At 65.0% G+C, this 15,377-nt stretch carries 14 protein-coding genes; 1 reads left to right on the top strand and 13 read right to left on the bottom strand.

Annotated features, from left to right (window positions below; translation table 11 throughout):
• Positions 1–26: 26 nt before the first annotated feature.
• The 10 genes from D6851_RS03695 to D6851_RS03650 form a co-directional block, all read right to left on the bottom strand.
• Positions 27–965: a DUF2493 domain-containing protein gene (locus D6851_RS03695; RefSeq protein WP_183029974.1), complete on the bottom strand. Its 939-nt coding sequence runs from the start codon at positions 963–965 to the stop codon at positions 27–29.
• A 354-nt stretch (positions 966–1,319) separates the two neighbouring features.
• Positions 1,320–2,369 (bottom strand): DUF7146 domain-containing protein, encoded by a 1,050-nt coding sequence (locus D6851_RS03690; RefSeq protein WP_120323549.1) that lies wholly within the window; start codon positions 2,367–2,369, stop codon positions 1,320–1,322.
• 24 nt (positions 2,370–2,393) lie between these two features.
• Positions 2,394–6,743 carry a strawberry notch family protein gene (locus D6851_RS03685; RefSeq protein WP_120323548.1) on the bottom strand — a complete coding sequence of 1,450 codons (4,350 nt, stop codon included), beginning with the start codon at positions 6,741–6,743 and terminating at the stop codon, positions 2,394–2,396.
• A 181-nt stretch (positions 6,744–6,924) separates the two neighbouring features.
• Entirely contained in the window at positions 6,925–7,728 is an 804-nt protein-coding gene (locus D6851_RS03680) for a DUF7007 domain-containing protein (RefSeq protein ID WP_120323547.1), read from the bottom strand.
• On the bottom strand, positions 7,725–8,243 hold the full coding sequence (locus D6851_RS03675; RefSeq protein WP_120323546.1) for a hypothetical protein: 519 nt from the start codon (positions 8,241–8,243) through the stop codon (positions 7,725–7,727). The genes D6851_RS03680 and D6851_RS03675 overlap by 4 nt, the downstream gene beginning before the upstream one ends.
• Positions 8,244–8,373: 130 nt before the next feature.
• Positions 8,374–8,568 (bottom strand): hypothetical protein, encoded by a 195-nt coding sequence (locus D6851_RS03670; protein ID WP_120323545.1) that lies wholly within the window; start codon positions 8,566–8,568, stop codon positions 8,374–8,376.
• A gap of 97 nt (positions 8,569–8,665) precedes the next feature.
• On the bottom strand, positions 8,666–9,421 hold the full coding sequence (locus tag D6851_RS17695) for a hypothetical protein (RefSeq protein WP_183029973.1): 756 nt from the start codon (positions 9,419–9,421) through the stop codon (positions 8,666–8,668).
• 71 nt (positions 9,422–9,492) lie between these two features.
• Positions 9,493–9,870 carry a DUF6915 family protein gene (locus tag D6851_RS03660; protein ID WP_120323939.1) on the bottom strand — a complete coding sequence of 126 codons (378 nt, stop codon included), beginning with the start codon at positions 9,868–9,870 and terminating at the stop codon, positions 9,493–9,495.
• An 11-nt stretch (positions 9,871–9,881) separates the two neighbouring features.
• Positions 9,882–10,349 (bottom strand): DUF6878 family protein, encoded by a 468-nt coding sequence (locus tag D6851_RS03655; protein WP_120323544.1) that lies wholly within the window; start codon positions 10,347–10,349, stop codon positions 9,882–9,884.
• A 96-nt stretch (positions 10,350–10,445) separates the two neighbouring features.
• A complete protein-coding gene (locus tag D6851_RS03650) occupies positions 10,446–12,614 on the bottom strand; it encodes a ParB/RepB/Spo0J family partition protein (RefSeq protein WP_120323543.1) in 2,169 nt (722 codons plus the stop codon).
• A 155-nt stretch (positions 12,615–12,769) separates the two neighbouring features.
• Here D6851_RS03650 and D6851_RS03645 point away from each other — a divergent pair, with 155 nt between their 5' ends.
• Positions 12,770–13,399: an SOS response-associated peptidase family protein gene (locus D6851_RS03645; protein WP_147395424.1), complete on the top strand. Its 630-nt coding sequence runs from the start codon at positions 12,770–12,772 to the stop codon at positions 13,397–13,399.
• 25 nt (positions 13,400–13,424) lie between these two features.
• Here D6851_RS03645 and D6851_RS03640 read toward each other — a convergent pair whose 3' ends face one another.
• Genes D6851_RS03640 through D6851_RS03630 form a run of 3 tightly spaced genes read right to left on the bottom strand, consistent with a single transcriptional unit; the run spans position 13,425 to position 15,094 of the window.
• Positions 13,425–13,724: a hypothetical protein gene (locus D6851_RS03640; protein WP_120323541.1), complete on the bottom strand. Its 300-nt coding sequence runs from the start codon at positions 13,722–13,724 to the stop codon at positions 13,425–13,427.
• Positions 13,725–13,778: 54 nt separating this feature from the next.
• The gene (locus D6851_RS03635; protein ID WP_120323540.1) at positions 13,779–14,144 is read right to left on the bottom strand and encodes a DUF2958 domain-containing protein; all 366 of its coding nucleotides are present in this window, start codon (positions 14,142–14,144) and stop codon (positions 13,779–13,781) included.
• The gene (locus D6851_RS03630) at positions 14,141–15,094 is read right to left on the bottom strand and encodes an ArdC family protein (RefSeq protein ID WP_120323539.1); all 954 of its coding nucleotides are present in this window, start codon (positions 15,092–15,094) and stop codon (positions 14,141–14,143) included. Before D6851_RS03630 ends, D6851_RS03635 begins: the two co-directional genes overlap by 4 nt.
• Positions 15,095–15,377: the final 283 nt, after the last annotated feature.

Here is a 15,377-nt window from a genome sequence, read left to right as displayed (position 1 = left end):
GTGGGCACGAGAGCAATGGGCAGCGCCTAAGCGCTGCCCCGGTTGCGAAAGTCCCAGACCTTGATGCCCAGCGCTTTGGCCTTGTCATGCATATTGCCCTGAATGCCGGTGCCGGGAAAGACGATGACGCCCTTGGGCATATCCTCGAGCATGGTATCGTTGCGCTTGAACGGAGCCGAACGTCCGAGGCTCCAGTCGGGCTCGTAAGGAATGGTCTGCACCTTGCGGTTGTCCGCCCAGCGGACGGCGATATGCTCGCCGCCCTTGCCGGTGGCGCCATGCAGCAGGACCATGTCGGGGAATTTCGCCCGGACCTTGTCTAGGACGGCCCAGATGAACCGGACATCCTCGAAGGCCGGCCCGGAGGAGACCGCGATCCGTGTGCCCGACGGGATCAGCACCTGGGCGTCGGCCCATTTGCGCGCCTTGGCGAAGTCGCGGCTGTTCACCACCGATGCGGTCAACGCCTTGCGATTGACCCTGGAGCCGGAACGGGGAAGCCAGGGCTTCTTGAGGTGAAGGCGGAACTGGTCGGCGCCGGCATCGCGAAAATATTCGAACGTGTCGCGGCGCTCGATCATGGTGATGCCTTCCGCAATCGTGCGTTCCAGCTCGACGGATTTCACCTCGGAGCCATCCTGTTCGCGCTGCATCCGCTTTTGCGCCATCTCATTGTCGTCGAGCTCGCGATCGACCCGTTCTACGGCGCGCTGGAAGACATTGACCATGCCCCAGAGCAGATCCTCGAGGTCCGGTTCGATGCGCGTATCGCTCAGCGCCGCGACCAGCCCGTCGAACATATCGGCCACTGCGCCGTCAACGAGGCGGGATTCGGGCAAGGGGCGCTGGTCGGGCTCGTCCTCGAACGGCCGATAGCCGTAGAGCTGCATCTCCTCGATGAGCTGGACCATCGAGGAATCGGCATGGTCAGGTTCGTCGGCGGGAATGTCGTGATTGTCGGTCATTGGTGTTGCCCTTCGGCCTGGGACCGCGACCCTCGCGGCCTTCATGGCGACACAAGGCAGCGGGCCGGGCGGCACGCGCACCGCCAAGCGCAAGCGGTCCCCGCGCGTTCACGCGCGGGATGGCGGCCGCAGCGAAGCGAAGGACGGGCCAGCGGGGGCTATTTTGTTTCGCGATGCAAAGCGGCCGCCATGCGGCCGCGGCGGAAAATAGTCTCCGCTGCCCGTTGCGCGGGGGCGAACGCCTGCTGCTCTGTCGCCCTCTATGAAGGCCGGGGCGCGGCCTCTCCGGCTGCAAGCAGCGCCCCGTACCAACATGCGCCCCGCCGACGAACCCGGACCTGGCGCGTTCCGGCGTCAGGCGGGCAGGAGAAAGCGCACGGCATCTTCAGCGGCGAGCTGCGCGCGCAAGTGCACCCGCAGCCGATCCCTCCCGAGAATACGCAGGTCCGAATTGAAGTCGTCGAGCATGGGCGAGAGCGGCACCGTCTCGATGCCGGCCTCGGCGGCTCGCTCGGCCAGCGTCTTGTCCGCCGCGTCGCCGGCCGGATCGTCGTCGCGCGCGACATAGAGGCGGCGAAGCTGCGGCGGGAACACGATGGCGGTGAGGTGGGCGCCCGAGAGACCCGCGATCGCAGGCATGGCAGGTGTGATCTGGCGCAGCGACAACAGGGTCTCGATGCCTTCGCCAGCGACCATCACCGAGCCGGCAGCGCCGAAGCGCACGCCGTTTCCGAGGAGCAGGCCCATCGCCCGGCGCGGATAGGCGACAGGCGCCTTGTCGATCGCCACAGGGTCGAGCCAGGTGCGATGCAAGCCGGTCAACCGGCCATCGAGATCGGTGACGGCTGCGATCATCGCCGGCCATGCTCGTCTGGTGCCGGGCGCATCCTTCTTGGACGGGCGATAATAGCAGCCGGGCTTGAAGCGCAGCGCGTCGCAATCGCGCAAATCCGTAAGGGCGCGCTTGCTGAGATACGCTTGTACGATGCTGTTCATGATCGAAACCGATCCGCCGAACAGCCGTCCGGCGGCCTTCGGCGTGCCGGATGGCGCCTTGGCCGGGCGCCGCCATTTCGGCTCGAGATCGGGGTCCGGCATGGGCAGGCTGAGAAAGTGGCGGGCCTCCTCGAGCGTCTCGCGCATCGAGCCTGTGCCCCGCGCGATGGCGATGATGTCGAGCAGATCGCCATGATCGCCGGTCGCGGCATCGGTCCATTTGCCCGCCGCCCCGCGCCCATCGGGGGAGGCGACGAGCCGGACATAGAGGCTTCGCCCCGGCGTGTTGTGGACATCGCCGACGAGCCAGTAGCGGCCCTCGCGATGCCCTTTGGAGAGGAAGCGGCGGCAGACGGACTCTGCGTTGTCGGCGAGCCGCCGGGCGATTTCGGGTGCGGGATGGTTCATGGCGCCGATCCTTGTCCTTGCGGCTCACGCCGCATGGCGCTCGCCGACCCTGAGGAGCTTGTGGCGCTCCATCAGCCGGGCGAGCACGTTCGGACCGTCGGCCCCCGTCGGGACGAACAGCCGCAGCTTCCACGAGATGATCTCCGAGATCAAGCCCATCGTCTTCAGCCTCTCGCGCATCGCGTCGGTGAAGCCGGACAGCTCGATGCGCTCGGCGCCCATGACGCGCGCGCGGCGGAGCTGGAGTCCGTCATCAAGATCGAGGATCGTGCGTCCGTCCATCAGCGCCGCAATCGCCGATTGCGGATCGAGGACCGGATTGCTGTCATTGGCGGTCGCACTCGCCGCCCAGGCCGACGACACTTTGCGGCCGACGATCCGCTCGCCCTCGTCGGTCTGGAGCCGATAGACGCGCGTGGATTCCTGCGGCAGCCGTTTCCAGATCGGCAGCAGCAGGCCGGTGACGACGTGCATGGTGCTGGCCGTGAACGCGGGCACTTCGGCCAGCTCTTTCTCCCAGGCGCACTCGAACTCATCCCGCTCGGCCTCGCGCCACTGGGTCTCGGCCATCGCCGCGAGCGGCATCGGGGTCCGTTCCATCGGCCGGACAAGCCGGACGCGCGCCTCAATGCTGCCGTCGTCGAGCTGCGCGCCTCGCGTCGGGATCTGGACGGCGGCGCGGCCCGATTGCCCGTTGACGAGCAGGACAGCGCGCTTGTCGCGCAGATAGCCAAGCGCATCGTCCAGCGTCAGCGGCCGATTGCGATCCTTGCGCTCGATCGTCAGCAGCCGGGTTTCCGCCGAAGTACCGGGATGGGTATAGATGGTGGCGCGGTCGACCACGGTGAAGCTCTCGGCCTGGAGCGTCTCCAGTCCCAGCTCATAGGTTCCACTCGCGATGGCGCCCTCGATGCGGGTGGTCAGCAGATCCTCGAAGCGGGTGAAGAGAATATGCTGGAGCGCGATGGTGAGCGCCAGCATCCGGTTGAGGAAGGTGGTGATCGGCGGCAGTTCGTCCTTGAGGCCATTGCCGTCGCCCAGGCTCAGCCCGGTCGCATCCTCGAAAGCGTTGAGCGAGCAGCCCTCGACCTTGCCCGCATAGATGAGCCGGTAGAGCTGGCGCAGCGCGTCGCGCGCATACCAGCTTTCCAGATTGTCCTCGGGTCGGAACAGGCCCTGACCGCCGGTCTGGCGCTGGCCGCGGGTGATCGCGCCGAGGGTATCGAGACGCCGCGCGATGGTCGAGATGAACCGCTTCTGCGCCTTCACGTCGGTCGTCACCGGCCGGAACAGCGGCGGCTGTTTCTGGTTGGTGCGGTTTGATCGGCCGAAGCCCTGAATAGCGTTGTCGGCTTTCCAGCCCGCCTCCAGCAGATAGTGGATGCGCAGCCGCTGGTTCCGCGCGCCGAGGTCGGCATGATAGCTGCGGCCGGTTCCGCCCGCGTCGGAGAAGACGAGGACGCGTTTCGCGTCGCTTTGGAAAGCATCGGTCTCGGAGATGTTGGCCGAACCCGGCCGGCTCTCGACGACATAGCGCTCGATCCCGTCCGAACCACGCCGCTTAACGATGCGCCGCGAGCGACCCGTCACCTCGGCGACCATGTCCGTGCCGAAATGGTGGAGCACCTGGTCGAGCGCGGCCGGAACCGGGGCCAGCGAGGCAAGCTGCTCGATCATCGCATCGCGGCGTTCGATTGCCTCGCGCGATTCGATCGGATTGCCGTCCGCATCACTAACGGGCCGGGAGGAGAGATTGCCTTCGCTGTCGGTGAACGGCTCGTAGAGCTGCACCGGGAAGCTGTGCTGGAGGTAGGAGAGCACATACTCACGCGGCGTCACATCTACGCGCACATCGTCCCATTCCTCGGTCGGGATCTCCGCGAGGCGGCGTTCCTGCAAGGCTTCGCCGGTCGAGACGATCTGGATGACGGCCGCGTGTCCGGCTTCGAGATCGCGCTCGATTCCCGCGATCATCGTCGGGGTCTGCATCGCCGTAATGAGGTGGTTAAAGAAGCGCTGCTTGGCCGACTCGAACGCGCTGCGCGCCGCCGACTTGGCCTGGGCGTTGAGTGTGCCGGTCGCCCCGGTGATGTTGGCAGCGCGCATCGCCGCGTCGAGATTGTTGTGAATGATCTGAAACGCGCCGGCGTAGGCGTCGTAGATCGCAATCTGCGCGGGCGTCAGCGCATGTTCAATCATCTCATATTCGACCCCGTCGAAGGACAGCGAGCGCGCCGAATAGAGGCCGAGTGCCTTCAGGTCGCGCGCCAGCACCTCCATTGCCGCGACCCCGCCATTCTCGACCGCGGAGATGAACTCGCCCCGCGTGGCGAAGGGAAAATCCTCGCCTCCCCACAGGCCGAGCCGCTGGGCATAGGCGAGGTTCTGCACCGTGGTCGCACCGGTCGCCGAGACATAGACCACGCGGGCTTGCGGAAGCGCGTGCTGGAGCCGCAAGCCGGCGCGGCCCTGCTGCGAGGGCGCCTGATCGCCGCGCTCGCTCTTGCCGCCGGCGGCGTTCGCCATCGCGTGGGCTTCGTCGAACACGATCACCCCGTCGAAATCGGTCCCCAGCCAGTCGACGATCTGCTGGACCCGGCTCGCCTTCTCGCCGCGCTCCTGCGAGCGCAGCGTCGCATAAGTGACGAACAATACGCCCTCGTCGAGCGTGATCGGCTTGCCCTGACGGAAGCGCGACAGCGGCGTCACCAGCAGCCGCTCCTGGCCGAGCGCTTCCCAATCGCGCATCGCGTCCTGGTGCAAGGTCTCCGAGCGGCTCACCCAGACCGCGCGGCGGCGGCCTTTCAGCCAGTTGTCGAGGATGATGCCCGCGACCTGGCGGCCCTTGCCCGCGCCGGTGCCGTCGCCGAGCATCCAGCCGCGCCGGAACCGCACCGCGCCCTCGGCATCGTCGGGGGCGGCGGTGACGACATCCCAGGTCGTATCCACGCGCCACGCGCCCGCGAGATGATCGCCATGTGCCTCGCCGGCGAGGATGATGGATTCGAGCTGGGCGTCGGAGAGAATGCCGTCGCCGACGAGATGCCCAGGCAGCGTCGGCCGGTAGCTCGGGACCGGCGGGGGCACCGAGGCCATCGACACCGACTGGACCAGCGGGGTCGGATGCGCCCTGGCGCCGGGAATGGCAATCGACTGGAGCGCATAGGGCTCGTAGATCGCGTCGGTCAGGCTCCCGGTCGCCGGCAGGCGTTCACCCAGCGGCTCATAGACCAGCTCGACCCCCTCGGCCGCGCGCGCGACGACGACGGGCCGGGGAACCGCAGCGCGGCGCACCGGGCGCGGCGCCATCGTCTGCACCGCAAGCGGCGCGGCGGGCGGCGGCATATCGGGGTCCGGGACGCGCGGCGGCACCTGGGCCAGCACCCAGCCGAGCAGGGTCGCCGTGTCGGGCGCGATGCCCGGCGTCTCGGGGAAGTGGCGCGGATCGTCGGCGGGTATGCGGTCGATGACGGTCAGGCGCGTGTCGATCGTCGTGCCGTGCTTGCGATAGACTCGCCCGTCGATCGCCGCCGAGAACAGGACGCGAGCGCGCTCCTGAAGTTCGACGAAGGAGTCGGTCCAGGCAGGGTTGTCGGGCGCCCAGGACGCAGCCGTGATGACGACGAGCCGGCCGCCGGGGCGCAGCCGCGCCAGCGCCGAGCGGATATGGCGCAGCGCCGCATCCTTCACCCGGGCCTCGACATGGGCGATCGCCGTGAAAGGCGGGTTCATCACCACGACGTCCGGCACGATTCCCGGCGCGAGGCGGTCATGGATGTTCGCGGCATCGTGCGCCGTGACGCCGGCGCCGGGAAACAGCAGGTCGAGCAGGGCCGCGCGGGTCTCGGCGAGCTCGTTGAGTGCCAGGCGCGCGCCTGCGATCTCGGCCTGGATCGCGAGCAGCCCGGTACCGGCCGAAGGTTCGAGCACGAGGTCGCTAGGACGGAAGGCAGCGGCGACGCCCGCGACATGGGCAAGGCCGGCGGGCGTCGAGAATTGCTGAAGCGCCTGGGAGGTTTCCGAACGGCGCGTATGGGTCGGCATCAGCGCTGCGATCTTCTCGATCATCGCGAGCCGGGTTTCCGCCGAGCCGGATTTGCGGAAGATCGTATTGCCGTATTTGCGCAGGAACAGGATCTGCGCGGCCTCGCAGGCGTCATAGGCCGCCTTCCAGTCCCAGACGCCTTCGGCGTCTGAGCCGCCAAATGCGGTTTCCATCGCGCCGCGCAGCGCCTTGGCGTCGACCGCGCGGCCAGCTTCAATATGGGGAAGTACGAGCTGGGCGGCGGCGAGCAGCTTTTCGGCGGTGTCGGAGAACTGGCGCGCAGCGGTGGGCGGCACATCGGCGAGCGCCGTGGAACGGTTCAAGGTCATCGGGAATGCTCCGGGAGAGGCGGTAGGGAACGAGCCGGCGGACCCTCTCTCTCGACCCGCCAGGCTCAACCCGTTCCGGCACCCCTCTGCCTCTTGTGAAACGGGATGGGCGGCATTTCCGACAATCTCTGACCAGCGGGCAAAAAAAGGGGCGACCCCGTAACGGGGTCGCCAAATGCCATCAGATTTCCTGGTGCCGGGTCTCATCGATTACGAAGCCGAAGCGGCCAGGCGCATATTCGCCGCTGGGAACGAGAAAGCTGCGCGTGCGTCCAAAACCGCGCTGTCCGCCAAGCATTGCCGTGCATTCGACCATGCCGGGATAATAGTCGGATCGAATCGCAGAGACCACGACCCATCGCTGCGCATTGGTGTACCGAAATGCCCGCTCATCCTTGGTCCTGGATTCTCCAGGCGCAAGCCTCTGACCATAGACGGTTTCCCAATAGTCGGGCCATTGATTGCGGATCGTCTCGTCAGCCTGGCGGCGCTCGCGATCGGTGAACAGCGCCGGAAAGGCGATGGTCACCTTCGCCCATTCGCAGTCCTCCTCATACCAGCCATCGGCGTTGCGCAACGCCTCCGGGACCTGGGCATTGGGGATCGCGTCGAGCTTGAAGCCGCCATGGCTCGGGGTCGAATGGAAGACCACGCCCTCGCCATAGATTTCACTGCTGTCAGACTGGCCCCAAGGGGTCACAATGCGGACGCAAGCCTGTTGCCGCGACAAAGTGAGAAGCTGCCGACGATGGGTCGCATAGTCTTCCACATAGTCGCGGAAAGCGTCTTCGCTGTCGACGAAACCCTGGTAGGTGTAGAAGTCGGCGGGCTCCCAGGTTTCGGCGGGCTTGGCAAGGCGCCATGCGCCGGCGATCCGCCAGCGGTCCCCGGCGGGAACGGCGAGATAGCAATAGTCGTCGACCATTGCGGCGAGGCGACCGTCGCGCGTGTGCAAAAAGACGGCCTCGATCGTCTGCTTCGTCATGCCGCCCTCCCGAACTGGGCGGGAGCCTCGCCGTCCTCGACGGGTTCCAGCACGAGATTGGAATAACGGTGCCGCTCCGCCCAGATCTCTGCTGCGGCCATGTCGGAAGCGAGATGCTGAAGCTCGTCCTTGCCGTTCCAGCGGGTCAGCACGCGCACCATGCCGGGCTGCGGCAGCTCGAGAATTTCGAAGTTCAGGTCCGTCGTAACGAAGTAGTGGCAGCGCATGACGATGATCGGCGTGCCATCGGACGTATAAGTGCCCTCGTGAAGCACGAAGCTGGCCGGATAGCGCGAACTGCCGATCGCCGAAGGCGGCGATTTCTCGATCAGGCGGCCAGTGCTGTTGCGGTTTTTCCAGGCCCGCATCTTGCGGGTGAAGCGCGCCGGCGGTTGCGGCGTGCCGTCGAAATAGCGCAGTAGCGTGCCAAGCGGGAGGCTGTCGTGGACGGCCTGGCCGTCGAGCACGGCAACTCCTGCGCCTGCGGCGGGCGCGGGGATGGAGGCATTGGTCATGGAAGGTCTCCAGGAGAGCGGGAAGAAAGCAAGCCGCCGACCGCTCTCTTTCAAGTCGGACAGCTCACCCGCTTCCCGCCTCCCTCTCGCTCTGGCCGCCGATCCCGGGACGGGACCGACGGCTGCCGGATCAGTCCTTGAGCTTGCCGGCGGCGAGATCGGCGATCCACTCGGCGGCCTCGTCAAATTCGGCGTCGCCGTCGTCGAGGACGGCCGCAAGGGCGAGCGCTCCGTTGCGGCCGAGCTGGCCGAGACGCTGCATGGCGGCGAGCAGGACAGGCGCGAGCGCCTCGGGGTTCGCCGTGTCGATGTCGGAAATTCTCATGAGTCAGTCTCCAGTTTTGGGGTTGGAAGGTGGCCCGAGCGCATGGCGCCCGGGCCTGGGATGTGCCGGCGGGCGATGGGCCGCCGGCCTGCACCGTTCAGCGGGCAGCTTGCTTGCGCTCGGCAGCGAGGCACATGGCCTGGGTGGCGGCCTTGAAGGCGGCGTCTGCTTCCTCGTGTCCAAGATCGTTGGCCGCTTTGACGTCGAGCGATGCCTGTCTGATGTCGGCATCGGTGACGTCTGTGATCTCGAGGCCGCCGGGCGCCTTGGCTTCGAAGATCACCGCGAGCGTGACGCGGACATGCTCCTCGTGGAGCTGAAGCAGGATATGCGAGCCGATGCCTGGTTCGACGCCAAGCGGACCATAGTCCGCGATGCCGGTCATCTCGTCGATCATCTGGTCGGTCGAGCGAACCTGCACGTCGTCGACGGTGATGACGATCGCCATGCCGCCAAAGCCGTCCGGCCGCATCCGGCTGCACGTCCAGGCGGAGGTGACGACAACGTGGCGCAGCACCGTGCTGCGGCGGAGGATATCCTGAAAGATCACCTCCCAACCACGCACGCTGAGGTCGAGTTGGAGGAACGCGGCATCCTCCTCCAGATCGGCGATATCTTCGCGCACCATGTCGGCCGACAGACTGGGGAATCCATCCGAGTCCGCGAGCGCGGCCTTCACCGCGTCGATCGGATAGTTCGGAAGGTCGTTGATCCCTTCCGAGGCGTAGAAATAGATGCCGTCGCCGTCGGGTTCGGACGAAAAGATATGCTGAAGCAGCAACAATTCCAGCGGGGTCATTGCGGATAGCGGGATCGTCGGTTGCACGACGGTCGGTGAGAAATAATCAGCCATTGCAGGTCTCCTGAAACGCGAAAGCCCGGCGCTTGGCCGGGCTTTCGAGAAGTGATCAGAGGTTGGAAGAATCAGGCGGCGACCGTCTCCGGCACCGCAAAGGGATCGACCAGTTTATGGATCGGCTGTGCGCGGCCCATCCAGGGCTCAGGCCGGATGCAACGCACCCAGTCCGCGAAGCTCGGGATGAAGCCGAGATCCTCCAGTACATGCTGCTCGCCTATCAGCCGGACCGGAACGTCACGCCCCGTCGCAATGGTAATGGTCGGCCCAAAGAATTTTTCGAGCATAAATACCCCCTCCGCATGGTGCCTCAGGGCACGATGCCGAAAGTCCGCCGTGATCATTTTTGAAGGTTCGTCGAACCATTGATGAAGCGGCAGATAGTCTTCCGGCTCACCGCCCCATTTGCGAACGCTCGAAAGTGCGTGATGATAACAATGTCCCATCATCACCTCCTTCACAGCTCGTAAAAGTAGTTTTCGGACGTCTCGATCCGATAGTTGAAGTCAAATTCGACAGTGCCCGCGGCGACATCCAACACGAACTCGCCATACGCGCCTTCGTTGTTTTCCCATCCGCCGTGCTTGCTTTCGAGCACGCGATAGCAAAAGGCCTCGATGGCATCGGGCAGCGGATTGGTCGTGCGGACGATTTCGTCCGATCCGAACGAAGTGCCGGCGAGTTCGACCGGCGTATCGGGCAATTCCGCATCGCTATCGCCAGCCTTTGCGGCGAAGCCCTCGATCTGGCCGCTGTCGCCATAGCCATCGAAGGTGACAGTGACGCTGGTGATGCCGGTGGCGGCAAGCGCTGCGAACAGAGCCGCCTTGTTGGCGGGATGCAATGCGCTCGCGCGCTCTTCATAGGCGCGGTAACGGGCCATGAAGTCGTCAGCATCGAAGGTGGGGGGTGTGGCGTCGGTCATGTGAGATCTCCATAAGTCGCGAACCTCCGGCACGCGGGCCGGGTCTGAGAAGAAGGAAAGGGCGGACCGGCTTGTACCGCCCCGCCAGGTCAGGGATCAGGCCGCAATGTCGCGGTCGGGCTCGCCGTCCCGATCGTTGTCGGCCTCCGGCTCGGCGGCAGAAGGCTCCGCCTCATCACCGTCGAGGAAGGCGGGCAGCGCCTCGGCTTCGCCTGCCAACGGCAGCGGTTCCTCGATCTGCGGCGTGCGCAGTGGTTCCGGCAGCCAGTCGCTATCGGCCAGCAGCCGTTCGGCTTCGCGGGCCATGTCGCCCTTCTTCAGATGGTCGATCAGTCCGGCTGTCTGCGGTCCCTTGGCTTCGGCAACGGCCTCAAGAATACGCGGCTTGGTGACGCGGTTGAGATAATTCTCGAAGGTCGGCCGCCAGCCCACGCCGATCATGTCGAGACCAACCGCGCGAGCCAGCACGTTGGCATGATCGATCCGGCGCGCGACACCATGCGCGGAGATGCGTCCGCCGCCATGCTTGGGGACCGGCTCCCATTGTGCGTTCACCGTGTAGGCGGCGCAATGGGCGAACAGGCTCGCCTGGTCACCACCGTCGAGCTGTTGGAGAACATCCCACAGATCCTTGTCGGATTTGGGCAGGCGCTCCTTCCAGCGCGCATGACGTTCCTGGATTACCGCGGCCGAGGGACTGCTGCGCAATTCGGACGACTGGAACGGCATATAGACACGGTTGAGCGACAGCTCGAGGCAGCTTTCGGTGGCGGTCGTATAGAAGGCCGCGAGCACCATCCTATGCAGCACGGCGGCAAATGCCACCGAGGGGTTCTGCGCAAAGGCGTCCTGCAACGCGAGCGTGCGGGCGGCTGTCAGTTCGGCCACGAGCCGGTCGGGGAGCGGCTTGATAACTTCCTCGTCATCCTCCTCCCCAGCAAGCGCAGCGCCGTTCGGCTCATCCAGCCCTTCCGTATTGCCCGAAGCCGCGCCGGTATCCGCAGATCCGGGCTCGACAGGCGGATCAGTCGGATCATCGCCGTCCTGCATGCCGTCTTTGTCGGCCTCATCCGGCAGTTCGTCCTCGGCGCGCACATAGCCGCGATCGATGTAGAGCGTACCGTCATCCTCAAGCCCGATGAAGGCGCCGGCATTTTCCATGTCAGCAGGATCGTATACCCAGCGGCCCTGCGACAACACGCCGAGTTCCGCATCGATGGCGTCGACGCGGGCTTCGATCTCGGCAGGGATGTCGTCGCGACCGTCCCATTCCGTTTCGATTGCGTCGGCTTCGGCTCGCAGGGCGGCGATCTGCTTGTCCTGCTTCGCGGTCGGCGGCTCCTGTGTGCCGGGGATCGTGCGGCAGTCCTCGTCATAGCCATACGGCAGGTCGACCAACGCCTCGACCCATTTCCAGCCCTCGGCCAAGACCTTGTCGGCCTCGGAACGGAGTTTTTCGTCGACAAGACGGTCGACCAGCGCCGGATCGGACAGCCAGCCACCATCGTCGGGCTCAAACAGATCGCGGATCGGACCGGCGCCGCCCGCGGCGAGATAGGCCTCGATGCCGATGAAGCGGACCCGCTTGTCCGAGACCTCGACCTTGTCCTCGAGCAGCTTGGACTTGATGAACCAGGGCGACTTGTTGTTGCTGTGGGCGAGTTGATCCCACAATTCCTCCTGGCGCGTATGATCATCACTGACCGTGAACGCCATGAGCTGATCGAGGGTCATATCGCCTGCTGCGTAGATCTCGTGCAACTTTTCCGACACCGAGGCGAGCTTGAGGCGCTGCTTGACCACCGCAGGCGTGACGCGGAAATGCGCCGCGATCGCCTCATCGCCTTCGCCTTTCTCGCTAAGGCGCTGCATGGCGCGAAACTCGTCGAGCGGATGCAGCGGTTCGCGGAAGGTGTTCTCGGCGAGCGAGTCTTCTTCGGCGAGAACCGTGTCGGTGGCCGCCTTGACGACGCAGGGAACCGGAACAGTCTTCGCCGCCCGCTTGCGCCTTACGAGGCTTGCGATCGCGAGATAGCGGCGGCCACCCGCCGGAATCTCGAACATTCCGGTCTCGTTGCCGCCTTCGTCAACTTGCGGCCGCACATTGAGGCCGGTGAGCAGGCCGCGGCGCTCAATGTCGCTGGCCAGGTCTTCGATGGTCACACCGTTCTTCACGCGGCGGACATTGGATTGTGAGAGAATCAGTTTGTCGAAGGGAATGTCCCGCGACTGGTTGAGGGTGATTTTGGGTAGGACTTTTGCCATGATACGTCTCCGTGACGGGCGGCCGGGAGCCTCTCTCCCGACCTCCAACCCGCCACGAAAATCCCGGCTTCCCTCTCACTCTCTCCAACGGGGCCGCGGGTGTCATCGGGGCATCATGATTTACTGCAAACCATATCGCAGGATTTGCCGCAATCATGCCGCGCCTGGAGAGAGGGTTGACGTCACTCTATCGCTGCCGAACTGCCCTGAGCGAGCTACGTGAGCACTTCAATGCGCTGACGCCGGCGCGCGCGAGCTGGTCGGCTGAGGTCTGGCCGGAGCGGTCCGGACTGGTGGTTTACCGAAAAAGCGGAAATCGCATTGCTGAACCGATGCGCTGGGGAATACCGCGAACCATCCTCAATGGCGTTCGCAACGGCAGACCTGTCTCGACGACGATGTGGTTTCAGCGGCGGAACCCGACACAATCGGCGAGGTTCGAGAATCCCTGGCGCTGCCTGATTGTGCTCGATTCCTTTGCCTGTCCTTCAGGTTCGCCGGGAGCGCGGACTCGGACATGGTTTGGTCTCGACGACCGGCCGATATTTGCCTGGGCCGGGGTTTGGGCGCAAGTCGAGGATGGCAAAGTCTTTTGCGGAATGCTCGCCCCGTCGAACAATGTCGTCTTCCGGCCTTCCATGCCCGTCATCCTTGACCCAGACGATTACGATCTGTGGCTGGGAGGACGCCTCGATCGCGCGGCACCGCTCGCCAACCGCCCTTATGGAGAGGGGCGCATGTATCGAGAGGAGCTTGGCGAACCCTGGGGCGGCGACACGCGGTGATGCGTCCGCGAGGCATTGAACAGTCTCAAGCGTCGAGATTCGTCAGCCGCACGACATAGTGGCTGGCACAATGGCCTTTGGGGGCAAGGTGGGCGCGGCAGGACTCAACAATCCGGTCCCAGATCGCCGCCGGCATGTCGCAGTCGCTGCCTTCGCCAGCGAGGCTGGGATCAACCAGGACGACGACGTCGGAATATTCGTCGATCGCGCCGCCATTATGCCAGGTGAATTTGGGCTTGCCGTTGGTGAGCCAGCGCTGAAACGTGGGGTCCGCGAAAAATTCCGGGGCATTGATGACCATGCCCCGGCAAAGGGTGATATCCATGTTCTTTCTCCTGATGGATGAGATGGGCCGGGCAACTGGCAGAACCTGCATAAGTCACCCCTCCCTCTCGAAGCGCGCGATGACTGACTCGGCCGCCCGGATGCCGCCAACCTCGTCTATGACTTCCAACCATGCCCGCAGCCGGGTGTGTGTCTCAAACAGGATGTCGCGCTCGATACCCAGGCCAAGGCCGACGTCGAGCTGTTGCAGTTCGATGAGACTGAACGGGCCATATTCGGCGCAATCCATGTCGAGGTCAGCGATGCCCCACAGCGTGTCTCCGTCTGGCTCGAGGCATGTGGCGAGCCAGACGCCGGGCCCAAGCGGGTTGAACAGCTTGACCACTGGCACATGCTCGAGGCCATGTTCGGGATCATTGGCTCCAAGCTGCGCACGAATTTCAGGGGTCAGGAGGATCATGCCGCCCTCCGTTCGTCGAACGCCGGGCCCTTGGCCGCGCGCTCGTTGGTATCGCGGAAGGCGAGCAGATAGTCTGCGGCCTTCGAAGCCGCGCTGGCGGCACGCACGATTGCCCGGTCGTCTGCGCGCATGATGTCGAGCCAAGCCCCGATATAGTCGGAATGACGCACGGTCGGCTCGATGCCGAGCGCGGCGCAGACAAAGGCACCGGCCATCTCGGCGACCAGCTCCTCCCGTCCATATTTGTCGGAACCGAAGGCACCGGTCTGATCGCGATCGAGGCGACTCCGGCTTCCCGTCCAGTGACCGAGTTCGTGAAATGCCGTGCGATTCCAGTTTATTGGCTCGAAATAGCGCGAGGGTGGCGGGACACAGACCCGGTCGTTTACAACGTCATAATAGGCCTGATCTCCGCCGATACGGAAATCCGCCCCGGTCGCTGTAATGAGGGCTTCAGCTTCGGGCAGTATTTGCGCCGGATCGCACTGCGGGATCTCGGCAGTATAGGCGTCCGGCAGACCTTCGCACTGGTCGATGTTGAACACCGTGAAGCGCTTGAGAAACGGGATGCTGCCCGGCTCGCGGCCCTCCTCGGCCGCCTTACGCCGTTCGTCCCCCGGCGTGAAGCGATGGGCATAGACGACTGTCGTGCCGACCGCGCCCTTGCAGACATTGCCGCCCAGTTCGAGCGCCTGACGGAAGGTGAGAAAGGCGTTGCTGGAAAACGCGCGCGAGACGACGGCGTGCCAAAGGATCAGAACATTGATGCCCGAGTAGCAACGATTGCTGGACGCATTGTGCGGCATCTGGAGCGTGGCTTTTGCCGAGGCCCAGGGCTGGACCCAGGGAACGCGGCCAGCTTCCAACTCGGCGATGATTGTGTCGGTGATATCCTGATAAAAGGTCGGCCGGTCGCTGCTTGCGCGCCGGCGGGTGAACTTGCGTGCCATCGTATTTCTCCGCGACGGGCTGGCCCCAAGCCTCTCTCGGGACGCTCAACCCGTCGCGAAAATCTCGGCTTCCCTCTCACTCTCAGCGGGGTGTTGCGGGGGCGGGAGGCCCCAGCTCGAAGGGGCAGCGCGAGTCCGCCAAGCGGGCTTGCGGTCAGAGGAAGCCTTTCCCCCTCCCAAAAGCACGGTAAAGATCGGGATGCAGTCCCAACGGAACTCTTATTGCGAAGCTGCTCCTTGCCTGCGCGCGCTTCGAGTGCTTGAAATGTTCCCTTGCTGGAAA

The sequence above is a fragment of the Altericroceibacterium spongiae genome, assembly GCF_003610805.1.
In the GTDB taxonomy this organism is placed as follows: domain Bacteria; phylum Pseudomonadota; class Alphaproteobacteria; order Sphingomonadales; family Sphingomonadaceae; genus Altericroceibacterium; species Altericroceibacterium spongiae.
The sequence above is the reverse complement of the archived record's forward strand: the minus strand, read 5'-3'. Positions and strand labels throughout refer to the sequence as shown.